The sequence below is a fragment of the Alphaproteobacteria bacterium GM7ARS4 genome, assembly GCA_014332745.1.
GTDB lineage: Bacteria > Pseudomonadota > Alphaproteobacteria > GM7ARS4 > GM7ARS4 > GM7ARS4.
Genome location: JACONL010000009.1, coordinates 42664 through 55345, shown reverse-complemented (window position 1 = coordinate 55345; position 12682 = coordinate 42664). Strand labels below are relative to the sequence as shown.

The following is a 12682-nucleotide window of genomic DNA, read 5'->3' as shown; positions in this document are numbered from 1 at the left end:
CATGTACTCAGAGCGTGTGACGTTCGTGCGCGCCTAGCACGCGCACAAGAGGTATGGTCAGATGAGGTGTCGTGGGCGGGACACTCTATGGAATCAAAAAGGGCGCTATGAGTCACTGATAGGGAAAAGGCGCATGAGGCATAGCGTTTCACCAGACAGCAAGACATGACTGAACCTACAATATCGGGAGGCAAAGGGAATAAGGGGGTTGCGGTTGTCGCGTGCTTGACGCTCGTGGGCGGCGTCATAGGATGGGTGATAAACGAGCACCCTGTGGAAGTGTTGTGGGGAACGATTGTCGGGATTGTTCTCGGGGCTATCGTCGGAGGCGTCATCAAAAAGGCGATGGATGACAAAGGGAACATACCAACCGTTATCATCGTCTTGGCAGGAATCGGAGCTGGCGTCGGCATCAGTATGGGGGGTGTCGATAGCACCATTCTGGGCGCTGTCATTGGCACAATGATGGGCGCCGTCATATCCATCGGCGCGCAGAAAAAGACCATGCTGAAAGCGCTCAGCTGGGCCATCATCATGGCAACAATCACGGGGTTGATGGGGGGCGCTATCAACGACCCGATGGGGGCTATCGTGGGAGCAGTGATGGGAGGGTTAGGCGGATGGCTTATGGGTATACAACGCCCACCCGCTTGACGTCATGTTGATGGCTCACAGCACACGGCTATCATACGCCCAATGAAGAAGGGCTTGACGCTGACGAGGACGACAAGACCAATCACCTGTCTTGCAATGGCGCGTGAGTTGTGCCACATGACGCCTCACTAAACGCCAACGCATGATCTGACGCCTGTCATCCTCATGGCGACGACCATAATAATAACGACAATACCACTGAAACCACCCTCGAGGGTCGTCCTCACATATCCACCCCTTGGCACGCCATACCGATAAAGGCTGGGACGCCAAAACACCAAAGAAATTATAAGAGGCTTGGGGCGATACAACACTAAAACGCACCCCATCGAACCAAGAGGCAGGGAATTCATCACGGCAATCCGTCATGTATTTCCCACCAAAAACACCTAGACGCAATAGCGCTGGCGGCGTGAGGTGAGGCGTGAAGTCGGAGGCAAAATCCTCACCCATCGGTGACGTCAACCAATAGCCATAGCCCCGCTGCATCCTGTCATTGACAATGATCCTACGTCTCTCCATACATCCTCTCTCCTCCCACTCCCCGTCACCTTGACATAAAACAAACCCTTGCTTTTTATCAGTGAGTCGCTAGATAATGGGTGACATGTTTTTTATCACACAACGGTCATGAGAGAAGACGATGAATGACATGAAAACAAGTGAACAAGAGCTCGATGACGAGATTGCCTATGTCAATCAACACCAGAAAGAGTTGCTGAAAACATATAAGGGGAAAGTCATTGTCGTGAAGAATCACGAAGTTGTCAAGGCATGCGACTCTTTCAATGATGCAGCCATTTTTGCTATGGAAAAATACGGGGACGGCGTCTACCTGATACGCGAAATGACGGAGATAGCGCCTAAACTTCCCAGCTCTTATCTCTACGGCATTTGAGCACATGCCTATCGTTAAATTTGATTTTAAAGGCAATGGGGCAGACGGTGAAATACATGGAAGAGACATTTTAGAGCATTGGGGCCCGACGGCTTACGTCTCTATTGGGAAGCCAATCGACGTATACCACCAATTCCAACAACAGGGTAATACGGGTGTTCGTATGTCTCGTGAGCCGTTTTATGCCCTCATGGATACAGGGGCAACTTGTTCCTCCATCAGAATTGATGTGGCGCAGAACCTTGGCTTGAAGGTGGTTGATAAACAACCTTTGCGAGGTGTTACGGGCGTAGAACAACACCCGATATATTTGGGGTTTATCATGATTAAAAATGTTCCAGCCATGAATGTTTATGGACGCCTGTTCGGCATTCACGCCGATAATCTAGCACCCCATCGTGTGATATTGGGGCGCGATTTTATGCGGGGAGGGCTCTTTATCTATGATTCTTTCTCAGGCCATTTCAGCTTTGCCAAGTAAGGCGTTACCAGGCCTTCCCTCGTTTTATCCCTGTGACATGGGGGCGGGCTCTTGTGTGGGGGTGGGGGATGTGCTAGGCTGAGCTCGCGCCATGGAGGGCATAGGATAACAACCTATGATGACAGGGTGAAACATCATGATGACAAGAAGAGCATGGGGCATGAAACAATGGGTGATGGCCGTGGGCGTGTTCCTGTGTGTTATGCAGCTTCATGCCTGTAGTGATGAGTGGCTAGTGGAACGCTACCAAACGGCATGTGACTCGGGTGATGGCAAGGGGTGTGCTCGCCTCGGGGTGAGGTATGCCGAGGGACGGGGTGTCAGACAGGATGATTCTAAAGCCGTGACGCTCTATGAAAAGGCATGTGGTTTGGATGAGGGCTTGGGGTGTTTTAACCTCGGGGTGAGGTATGGCTCGGGACGGGTTGTCAGACAGGATGATGGGCGGGCAGTGGCACTCTATGAAAAGGCATGCGACTTGGATGTTGGCGGGGGGTGTTTCAACCTCGGGCTGATGTATGCGACAGGAGAGGGCGTCAGGCAAGATGATTTTAAGGCCGTGGAACTCTATGAAAAGGCATGCGCTTTGGATGATGGAGATGGGTGTAATAACCTCGGGGTGATGTATGCGAAAGGACAGGGCGTCAGGCAGAGCCATCAAAAGGCGTTAGAGTCTTTTGGCAAGGCATGCGACCTCAAGGACCAAACGGGCTGTAAAAATTATGCCAGATTGAAAAAGGAGCAATGATGGCTCACATGAGGGAGTCGGTGGCAAGGGATGAAAGGCGTTGGTAGAGCTCTTTTGCGGGGAGGGCGTTGAGCATGGTACGTCCACCGATGATGTCCACTCTTGTGAGGAAAGAGGAAAACGTTGCCTCTTGAAAGAGGGCTCTGTCGCCATGATAGGAGTCCGCCATGACGCGCATGAGCGCTGTGAAGATCTCAGCGCTCATGCCATAGGCCAGCAGACGCTCACCGATGGGCGGCGATAAGAACAAGAGGAATAGGCCTTCCTCTAATGAAGGCATGGCGCACCGCGACAGCATATGCCCTATCCACCATAGGCGCGCAATGCCATGCGTCCATAGGGGCCTGCTTTTGTCATGGATGAAATAGCGCGCCTTGATGATGGACTCCTTGTGGGACGCCTTCATGGTCGTATCGCTCAACCAACGGCGCGCCATGTAGGCACGCAAACTATGATGGGCAAGATACACCCACAAACCCGCACGGCATGCCTCTAGGGGGGGGAGCTGTTGCATGGCATCATACAGCACTATGACGGCGCGTTTATCGTCATGGCTGTCGTTGTCATTGTCATTGCCTGTCGCTGAGAGGGTTGCCAGCAATGACTCTTGTAATCCCTCTATGCGCCAATCGCCATCAAGGGGATAGGCATGGCGCATGTTGTCGCCTTGTGTGAGGCATGGCCATGTCACGGCGTATGTCATAGCCTCGTCATCCCGTTCATAGAGGGCGCTGTTGCCTGTGATATGCTGTTCCAGCATGCGCACGCTCTCCTCGTCATACCATCGCATCGGGGTTATGGTCATGGGCGTTGCCTTCATGGCGTATGACGGCTGAGGGCGCATCCTAGGGGGGGCTGTCCAGAAGGCTCTGTCAAGAGCTGTTGCGCGATGTCTAACAGCGACTCGTTGTTCGCTAGGGTGAGTTTTTTGCGTGTCATGGCATGGTGGATGATGTGATACCACCATTTATGGCGATGGGTCGCACCTGTATGGCGCATATGGTAGAGGGTCTCTACAACCGCGCTGAGATACAGCGATGATAACAGCCATGCTGTGTGTTTTCCCTGTCGCATGAGGGTGTGGCATGCTGTGATGTCATCCTCGTGGAGCTTGATGGCGATGGAGTCACCCGTAACGTCTATGTGAAACATGCCTGCTGTTACATCGTCGCTCGCAACCATATGAAACAGAGAGGGTTTCTGTGTTTGTCGCCTGTGGGTGATGATGGCGCGCACAGGCTGTCCCCATGCCAAGATGTCGCCTTTTTTGCGGGTGAAGGCGCGGTCGGCAAACTCCTCGTGCGTGTGGGGGTAGGTGATGGCGCGTCCATCACGCAAGGATATGATGAAGGGGTGGGCTTCTATTGCGCCTGTGATATGCCATGGCGGGCATACGCATGTGGCGGGGGATTGAAAGAGGCGAAAGAGAGAGCGAGTCCATGTGGCTTCACAGAAGAGCTCGAGTCCGTAGCATGCCTCTTTTTTATCTATCATCGCTCGCAGCTGGTCGGGGACACCATGAACATCAAGGGTGATGTCAACCTCGCCAGAGGGCTTGACGATAGGCTCGATGGTTGCCTCCATTGTCGCATGGGGATAGTCCCGTGGGGTCGGCGATAGCACGGGATAGGGGTAGGTCTTGTGGTGTATGCTCTTCATGGCTTGTCCTCGTCCTTTTTTTGCGCTATGATGGCAAGGCAATCACCTGCCTCGCTGTCAGCAAAGGCGCTAGAAAAGGTGACAGTAAGACGCACCCGCTGAGACGCATGCACGGCGCATTCTATGGCATTGACATGGTCTTTTGTGTCTGGCGTATCGTCGCTATGGTGGCTGTTACGAAGCGCGCACGCACTCGCGCCTGAGACAGAACGCACCTCTTGCACAGAGCGCCATGTCTCTGCGCTATCGCCACATGCCACAAAGCGCAACGTCATTGTTCCGTCCTCTCGGGGTGTAAAAAAGACGACTCTCTGCGCGGGGTCGTCCTTCTCTATGAGGATACGCACATCGTCTATAAGGACATGAGGCGGGGGCGTTTTCCCTCCTCGCGATTCTTGTGCTGTCGATGTCTTGCCACTGGCCATCACCTTTGACACAAACTGTCCTACATTTTTGAGCGCGCCATGGATGGGTGATGTCCCCTTGTGAGAGAGTCTGTCGCCTCCGCCTTGTCCTTGCTGGGGCGCATGGGCTCTGCCTATCACACCCCCCATAACGCCAGAGGTAAGCCCCGTGAGACGGGGAATACTCGCCAAAACGGCATGAGGACTCTGTCTCGCCATATCCGTGGGGGAATGGTCATGATGGTTATGGGTGGTCGCACGTTCCTTTTTTTTCTGTCGTTTCTCGCCTTTTTTCCCCTGAGGCCCCTGAGGCCCCTGAGGCCCATGAGGCGATGTGTCTTGGTTTAAGAAGAAGGCATCTAACGCCTCGACGCCAAAGGAACGCATCGTCGGCAATCCTCCATGGCTCTCTATGGTCTCCCTTATCCATGCGGCCATCTCGTCCAACGCCTCGATACATGCGCGGCGTTGCGCCCCTTGCGGCACACGTTTTGGCTCTAAGGCATTATGCTGGGGGTTCTCCATCCTCCGCAAGAGGCGGTTACCCTCCTTATCTTCACAAAGAAACACACCCGCAAAGGGGGGATAGCCCGTCCACTGCCTATTCCTCACCTGACGCTGTTTATCGGTTATCACCATGCCTGAGCGACGCAACAAGGCAACGGCACGTGGCGCTCTCGCCCCTATGCCTCCCTCACCGACAGCGCTCTTGCCTATCCATAGACGACAACGCCCCAAACCCTGCAAAGACGCACGCACGCATTGTCCCTCCCGCACGGCCATCATGTAGTGACGCGCTGCCTCCACCATGTCATCGTCATCATGCGCACCATGGGCATGGGCGCGGTGACGGGCGAAAACATCGGCTAATGTCTCATGCGTGATGTCGCACCTTTCGTGAGAGGACTCGCCTCCCTCGAGCGTCACAGATAAAAAACCCGCATGAATGGCATAGAAAAAATTGGCCAGCACGGTCGCAATGACATGGCGCTGCCAATCATCCTCATGGCGAAGAGCAAGAATAAACGTCGTTGCCCCTGTTTCCGTTCTCCGTAAAAAAGGCGGGATGTCTTGATGGCGTAGAGGTTCACAACCCTCATAGAAGCCATAAAATCCTGTTCCTTGCGTCTTTCCCCCACCATCGGCATGGTCAGCTTTGTGGGACATGAGGACGGACTTTCCTTGAGCAAGGGAAACGGGTGTCCCATCCAGACGCATGTAACGTGTGGCATAAAACACGGTGCGTATATCAGAGAGGACAAAGGACGCATTTTTCCCTATGCCGAAAGAGCCTCCCGCATGGCCATGGCGCTTGATACTGATGCCTTCACCCTTCGTCAGGGCATCCCATTCCTTCCCTTCACGCAAGCCCGTCGTGCCAAAATCCTCTACCTTGAGGCATGGCACATGCTCTTTCGATAATGTCGCTAACGCATGGGCGATGGCGGTTTGCGCTTGGTCGTCATGATGTCCGTTATCCTGTAAGGCTTGCTTTTCTTGCTGGCAAAGGCGCAACGCCCTATGGAGCGAGTCACACCCCGGAATATCCTGTCTCTTCATCATACAATGGGACAAAACGACACGCACGCCACCCTTGCCCTCTACCCCCGCATCGAGAGCATTTTGCAACAATTCACGCACGACATGGTGGTAAGGATGTCCCTGAAACATCTCGATACCCGCATCATGCCACCCATGATAGCGCCCGCCACCACTGGGAGGGAAATGCCAATCAATTTTTTCTGTCAATGGTCTGTTCTTTTCTTGTCTATCGTTATAATAAGCGTATACTCTGCGCATGAGCTGTCATTCTTTGTTTGACTTCGAAGGCGTTGTCCTATACATTCATGGTGTTGTTGTTCCTGTGATCTCTCCATCCACCCTCGCTTACGCGCATACTTCTTCGAATAAAGGACACACCAGATGAAGGCACTACTCCACCCTGCTCGATATACCACGATATGTCCTGCCTTATTGTGCTTCTTTTGCACTGGGCTTGCGTTTTCGCCTGCCACTGCCAATGCGACAGTGGATAGGCTCAATCCAAGTTATATGCAAGCAGAGGAGATTCTGCAAGAATGCGTTATCTCCGTCAAGCGTCTCTTGGCGGACGCGGAAAATACGCGCTTGCGCCAAAGGCTGAGGAACGCAAAAGGCATTATGATTTTTCCTAGTATCCTCAAGGCGGGCTTCCTCATTGGCGTCGAGGGGGGACGGGGCGTGATGGTCGTCAAACGTAAAAATGGCAATTTCAGTCATCCCGCCTTTTTCGAAATCGGCGCCGTGAGTTTAGGAGCGCAAGCGGGACTGTCGGATAACGAAGCGCTCTTTGCTATCATGAGCGAGCGAGGCGTGATCTCTATCATACAGCAACGGGTTAAGTTGGGCGCTGAATTGAGCGTTGCCATTGGGACGTTCGGCGCGGGTGAAGAAACAGCAACAACAGCCAGCCTTGCCGATGTGTATTCCTTCTCTCAATCTAATGGAATCTTCTTTGGTATCAGTATCGAAGGCGCCTATATCGACGCCGATACCGAACTCAATCAGGCGTTTTATGGACGAGGCGCTTCCGTTGCCGCCATTCTTGGCTCGGATAAATATAGCAACACCATGGCGGGGCAATTGTTACGCCTCCTCTCATCCATCTAACATAAGAAAAAAACCGCCAGACAGGCGACCCCGCAAGCACAGGCACAACTCCAGCGATAAAGCGCCATAGCGGATGTCAAATCATCGCCATGCAATACGTCTCTGCCATCGCCTATCGGCGCTCCATCCACCACATGCGTCCCATAAACACGCCTTCCCCCTAAACGCACGCCCAACACGACAGCGGACGCCGCCTCAGGCCAGCCAGCATTAACCGATACATGGTTTGAGGCATCACGCCATCCAACCCGTAAGCCTTTCAACAACGAAAAATCTCCCACAGAACCCCATAAGCGCCCACATACCCCACCGCATAAAATCACCCCATAACTGAGACGCGCCGATACATACCCCATGCCATCATCCAAACGCGCCGCCCCTAAACCAAAATCACCATAACGCCCCCAGCGATACCCTATCATCGAGTCCAACGTGTTGACGCACTTCATGGCAAGCATCCCCGATAGTCCACCTAAGACATACCACATGAGCGGCGCTACAATGCCATCATGGAAATTCTCGAACAGACTCTCGATGGTGGCCTTCGTCATGCCACTGGCGTCTAAATCATCGGTGCGTCTTCCCACAATGGACGATAAGGCATGACGGGCTTGCTCATGGGTCTCATGGCCATATAATCCCGCCATCACACGCATGCCATAGGCATGCAATTCGCGCATACAGAGAATGACCGATAGGGTTAAAACCTCAAGCCCAACACCAAGCCATCCCCCAACCCCCTCAAGCCATTGCCCAAACCACACGGCACAGGCAACGACACACAAGACAAAAAAAAACCTCTCAGACGCAATCCTATGCCACGCGCCCCTTGATTTAAACATCTCTCACCATAAGAGAAGACATGCCCCACAAGACGCACAGGATGATAAGAACGCCCAAACACCCGATAAAGGCCCAAAACATCACCAAGACACGCCAGCAGGAGCATGACGACACAGAGCATATCACCAGCGATGACGCCATAGCCCACGCCATGGCTCATGTGTTGCGCACCTATGACATCCTCTCTCATGGCCTTAGCCTTAGTCCATTGTCGCCATCATATCCATCACGCGCCGATAACACTCAGGCGTGCCAGCAACGATGGTGCAATAAGCCCCACGCTCTCGAAGGTGAGAGGAACGATGGCGCGCATACTGAGACGATGACACAGGCGACATATGAACAAGCCCGCCAGCCTCACGCACTAATAACATCCCGCTTGCCACAGAGGCAAAAGGAACACACACACCCACATAGCCATCATACCTGCCACATGCGCTCCACGCCATATCAATGGCGTCCGCACCCGTATGGCGTAGATGAGGCATGACGGGGGATGGGGCGGTCGATGGCGTCTGTTGAGAAAGACGCGCCATAGAGAGCATGCTCGCCCCTCCCATGGCCAGCATGCTCTCAGGCCATGGGCGTCCTCGCTCCATGCGTATGCGCTTGCTCTCACAGAAACTGCCTCGCCCCTTCACTGCGCGGAAAAGCTCGCCTCGCACCACATCATATAACACACATGCGACAATATCCTCGCCATGACGACATGCCACAGACAAAGCGCAATGGGCAACCCCGCGACAAAAATTGGTAAAGCCATTGATAGGGTCAATAATCCATTCATCCTGCGCCTCTCCTTTGCGATAGGGTTGCCCTCTGATGACAAGGCCAAAGGCTGGACGCGCACGCGACAGAGCCTCAACAAGAGACTTGGCAACACGTTGCCACGCATGGGTCGTGTAAGAGCGAAGCCCCTTGTGACGACGCTGAATGTTCTCTATTTCGCCAATGTCCCGCAAGACGCCATGGGCGGCGTCGCGCACCGCATGCATCATGACGTTAGAAAGAGCATTATAATCTACCTCGCGCATAAAACACCAGCCCATAAAGCGCATGCCCATACAGCACATTTATGACGGACGCCACGCACAAACACACAGACATAGCGACAGGCACAGCGACAGGCACAGCGCATGAGCGGCTAAGATTTTGCCTTTTCTACATAGCTGCCATCAAGGGTATTGATGACAACACCATCACCAACACTGATATGAGGCGGCACCATCGTTTTCACACCATTATCCAACAGGGCGGATTTATAGGATGATGTGGCGGTCTGCCCTTTGATGACGGGGTCTGCCTCTCGCACCGTCAATGTGACGGTCGGGGGAAGGCGCACGCTGACAGCCTCACCATCGATGAAGTCGACAGCAACCTCCATGCCATCTTGTAAAAAACGTTGCGCTTTTCCTAACATCTCTTGAGAAAGGCTATATTGTTCATAACTCTCTTTGTCCATGAGGGTGATGTTTGTCCCCTCCATATAGAGAAATTGGCACAGATGTTCCTCGACATGAAGGCGTTCAACACTCTCTTGGGTGCGCCATCGTTGATTGACTTTTGTGCCAGTGGCAATGTCGCGCATTTCAACTTGCACGAAAGCACTGCCCTTGCCCGGCTGAAGGATGGTGTTAGAGAGCACCGTATAACGCTTGCCCTGATGCTCTAAGACGTGGCCGGCGCGTATCTGTATGGCGTTGATTTTCACGGGTTATTTGCTCTTGAGAACGCGCATAGCAATGAAGGTGAGCATGGCACACCCAGTCATTGCAAGGGCAGGTATACCTTCAAAAAAAAGCATAGGACACGGCACCAGCAAGCACGCCAACAATAATGAAGACAATAACGAGAAGCCCTTGGCCCATGCCCCTTCTATGACGAGCATTATCCTCCGCCATGGCGACAATGCGGTTAGCCGCCCCTTTTAACGTTTCCTCATAGCCTGTCATCTCTTTGGATGGAGGAAGAGACGTCCTCCACGTAGAGTGCTCCTCCGACAGCACGAACGACACGCGTTTCAACACTTCCCCCCCCTCCACCACCATTCCGCCTTCCTTCTTCACAAGAGAAGAGGACTTACCTTTAGCAGGAAGAGTGTTTGTGTCTTCCTTCTCTGCTCCCTTCTTCACAAGAGAAGAGGACTTGCCCTCAGCGGGAAGAGCGTTTGCGTCTTCCTGTGTCTTATCTTTCTTCTGTGCCATCATCAAAAAGGACGGCGGGAACGAGCACCTTGTAGTGGACGGCGCTCTCTTGTGTGGTAGGGTTCGCCTCTAAAATCTCTAGAAGTTGCGCCCGCTGGCTGTCGTCCATGTGATGTGTATAAAACGAGTCCATCGCCCGACGCATGTCTTGGCCTACCTGCTCCCAATCACTGGCAAGAGCCCGCGCGTCGCGCTCCATGTCCCTTCGCAACGCTTCGTCAAAATCCTCATCCACAGGGAAAGACGGAAACCCAAAGGGAACGTTCAACCCGCTAAAGATATGGGATAGTTTACCTAAGACAGATGTAAGAGTCGCCATGAGTGAGTGTCTCCTGTTGTTGCCAAACCCGTCTACGATAGTAACGTATGTCGTTGCCCTATGTCAAAAAGAAATCTACCGAAGGACGCCACCTTAACAATATAATATCTTTTTTGGTGTTTGCACGCCTGTGACATCAATAATGGACGACGACGTTGCGGCCTTCTTGCTCGAGGCCAATGCTGTTGAGCCATTGCTCTAAATCAATGTCGGCAAAACCATCAATATGGATGTCCCCTTTGTCGCCAAGAGGGGTATCGCACTTGCCAATGACGTAATAGGTGTCGCCTTGACGATACAAAGCGTCTTTCTCTATGGTCTCGAAAGGCTCGTGAAGGTCTTTATTACTTTTCATGATAAGGTTGTAGAGGACATCGAGGGAAGAAGGCGGGTCACTACTGGGGGCATGGACGATAGGCAACGCCCCCTCCGAGATGGCAAGACGCCGCTGCTTAGCAAGGGAAAAGACTTTATAACCCGTGTCAAGGGCAACACCCGTCATCCCTAACGCCCCCTTGAGCTTGTCACCCGCCCTCTTGATACGCTCGATGGTGATGGAAGAAATGACGGGTTTGAGACGATGCTCCGCGCAAAATTGATGGGCGTCAGGAAATTTCCTTTTGTCTATCTTCTCGTTCCATTCCACCATGATGAAAGAACGTTCGCCACCATCCTTGGCATTCACCTTCATGACGGCATGCGCCGTCGTGCCAGAGCCCGCAAAGAAATCTAAGATAATGTCATGATGGGACGTGGTATAGAAAATGATTTTCTCAAGGTATGACACAGGCTTAGGGTAGCTGGCGAAAATATCCCCCATCAACGCCACGCCTTCCTTTGTCGCCACCTGATTCATAAAGGCATTGTCGGTAGCGAATAGGCTATTGACATAATCGCGTTTGCTTTTCACCTCATGGAGATAGCGCTTAAAAATAAAACCCCGTTCGTTCTCTTTGTGAGCCTTCTTAAAAACGATTTTTCCAGATTTTATATGCTCACGGAATGACGATTCAGAAAAACGCCAGCTCGCCCCCTTGGGGGGATAATCAACCTTGCCTGTATAAGGATTTTTGATGGGAAAACGCGTATCACTCCTCTTGGCACAGATCCCGCTACTCACCCATAGGCCATTGGGGTCATTGTCGGGGTTTTTATAGTTGTGAAAATCTTTCTCTTCCCCCGCTAAAATGAGGGCTTCTTTTTTGCGGGCATAGAGGCAACAATACTCATGTTGGATATTAAAGCCATTCTTTGGGTCATTGGTCGTCGATTTTGTCTTACGAATCAACTCGCCTAAGTGATTTTCCTCGCCAAAAATCTCGTCACACATCAGCTTAAGGTTTGCTTGCTCATGTTCATCGATGGAGATATATATGACGCCATCATCGCGCAAGAGGTCGCGGGCAAGGCGCAGGCGAGGATACATGAAGGCCAGCCACCCCGAATGGGTGCGACTGCCATAGATCGTGTGAAATGAATCGATGGTGTCATTGTCTAAATCATAATGCGCTTCCCAATATGGCTTGCTCTCAACGAAGTTGTCCTTATAGATGAATTCATCGCTACGGGTATTATAGGGCGGGTCAATGTAAATCATCTTGACTTTGCCATAATAGTTGCGCTTGAGCAATTTCAAGACGTCCAGATTATCACCGCGGATGATCATGTTGCGCGTCTTGTTCCAGACTTTTGATTGCTCTTGCTCACAGCGCAATTCTTGCTCTGGGTCCCTATCCGCCTCAGCGTTGGCGAGCGCCTTGCCAACAAAATGAAGGCCATAGCCTTGCCTATCGGTCGTCAGACGTTCTTCGCCAAAGGCATCG

At 52.5% G+C, this 12682-nt stretch carries 16 protein-coding genes; 5 read left to right on the top strand and 11 right to left on the bottom strand.

The window, feature by feature from the left end:
• Positions 1-165 precede the first annotated feature (165 nt).
• Positions 166-654 (top strand): hypothetical protein, encoded by a 489-nt coding sequence (locus GDA54_06180; GenBank protein MBC6497886.1) that lies wholly within the window; start codon positions 166-168, stop codon positions 652-654.
• 15 nt (positions 655-669) lie between these two features.
• On the opposite strand, the gene GDA54_06175 is transcribed toward GDA54_06180, so the two are convergent.
• Positions 670-1176 (bottom strand): hypothetical protein, encoded by a 507-nt coding sequence (locus tag GDA54_06175; GenBank protein ID MBC6497885.1) that lies wholly within the window; start codon positions 1174-1176, stop codon positions 670-672.
• Between the two features lie 130 nt (positions 1177-1306).
• On the opposite strand from GDA54_06175, the gene GDA54_06170 reads away from it, so the two are divergent.
• The 3 genes from GDA54_06170 to GDA54_06160 all read left to right on the top strand — a co-directional run bounded on the left by GDA54_06170 (position 1307) and on the right by GDA54_06160 (position 2781).
• Entirely contained in the window at positions 1307-1552 is a 246-nt protein-coding gene (locus GDA54_06170; protein ID MBC6497884.1) for a hypothetical protein, read from the top strand.
• Positions 1553-1556: 4 nt separating this feature from the next.
• Positions 1557-2033 carry a hypothetical protein gene (locus tag GDA54_06165; GenBank protein ID MBC6497883.1) on the top strand — a complete coding sequence of 159 codons (477 nt, stop codon included), beginning with the start codon at positions 1557-1559 and terminating at the stop codon, positions 2031-2033.
• A 136-nt stretch (positions 2034-2169) separates the two neighbouring features.
• Positions 2170-2781 carry a sel1 repeat family protein gene (locus tag GDA54_06160; GenBank protein ID MBC6497882.1) on the top strand — a complete coding sequence of 204 codons (612 nt, stop codon included), beginning with the start codon at positions 2170-2172 and terminating at the stop codon, positions 2779-2781.
• Positions 2782-2785: 4 nt separating this feature from the next.
• Here the strand turns inward: GDA54_06160 and GDA54_06155 are convergent, their stop codons facing one another.
• The 3 genes from GDA54_06155 to GDA54_06145 are packed head-to-tail and all read right to left on the bottom strand — an operon-like array spanning position 2786 to position 6644.
• Positions 2786-3586, bottom strand: coding sequence for a hypothetical protein (locus GDA54_06155; GenBank protein ID MBC6497881.1), 801 nt, complete (start codon positions 3584-3586; stop codon positions 2786-2788).
• A gap of 11 nt (positions 3587-3597) precedes the next feature.
• The gene (locus GDA54_06150; protein ID MBC6497880.1) at positions 3598-4440 is read right to left on the bottom strand and encodes a hypothetical protein; all 843 of its coding nucleotides are present in this window, start codon (positions 4438-4440) and stop codon (positions 3598-3600) included.
• Positions 4437-6644, bottom strand: coding sequence for a hypothetical protein (locus tag GDA54_06145; GenBank protein ID MBC6497879.1), 2208 nt, complete (start codon positions 6642-6644; stop codon positions 4437-4439). Before GDA54_06145 ends, GDA54_06150 begins: the two co-directional genes overlap by 4 nt.
• A gap of 123 nt (positions 6645-6767) precedes the next feature.
• Here GDA54_06145 and GDA54_06140 point away from each other — a divergent pair, with 123 nt between their 5' ends.
• Positions 6768-7493, top strand: coding sequence for a lipid-binding SYLF domain-containing protein (locus GDA54_06140; GenBank protein ID MBC6497878.1), 726 nt, complete (start codon positions 6768-6770; stop codon positions 7491-7493).
• On the opposite strand, the gene GDA54_06135 is transcribed toward GDA54_06140, so the two are convergent.
• The 7 genes from GDA54_06135 to GDA54_06105 form a co-directional block, all read right to left on the bottom strand.
• Complete coding sequence (locus GDA54_06135) at positions 7490-8278, bottom strand: cobalamin biosynthesis protein (GenBank protein ID MBC6497877.1); 789 nt, start codon at positions 8276-8278, stop codon at positions 7490-7492. The two genes, GDA54_06140 and GDA54_06135, sit on opposite strands and share 4 nt — an antisense overlap.
• A complete protein-coding gene (locus GDA54_06130) occupies positions 8194-8496 on the bottom strand; it encodes a hypothetical protein (GenBank protein ID MBC6497876.1) in 303 nt (100 codons plus the stop codon). The genes GDA54_06135 and GDA54_06130 overlap by 85 nt, the downstream gene beginning before the upstream one ends.
• 40 nt (positions 8497-8536) lie before the next feature.
• Positions 8537-9400, bottom strand: coding sequence for a hypothetical protein (locus GDA54_06125; GenBank protein ID MBC6497875.1), 864 nt, complete (start codon positions 9398-9400; stop codon positions 8537-8539).
• Positions 9401-9480: 80 nt separating this feature from the next.
• Complete coding sequence (gene efp / locus GDA54_06120; protein MBC6497874.1) at positions 9481-10047, bottom strand: elongation factor P; 567 nt, start codon at positions 10045-10047, stop codon at positions 9481-9483.
• 79 nt (positions 10048-10126) lie between these two features.
• Entirely contained in the window at positions 10127-10543 is a 417-nt protein-coding gene (locus GDA54_06115) for a DUF2335 domain-containing protein (protein ID MBC6497873.1), read from the bottom strand.
• Positions 10521-10859 carry a hypothetical protein gene (locus GDA54_06110; GenBank protein ID MBC6497872.1) on the bottom strand — a complete coding sequence of 113 codons (339 nt, stop codon included), beginning with the start codon at positions 10857-10859 and terminating at the stop codon, positions 10521-10523. The genes GDA54_06115 and GDA54_06110 overlap by 23 nt, the downstream gene beginning before the upstream one ends.
• Before the next feature lie 136 nt (positions 10860-10995).
• Positions 10996-12456, bottom strand: coding sequence for a site-specific DNA-methyltransferase (locus tag GDA54_06105; GenBank protein ID MBC6497871.1), 1461 nt, complete (start codon positions 12454-12456; stop codon positions 10996-10998).
• Between the last annotated feature and the right edge of the window lie 226 nt (positions 12457-12682).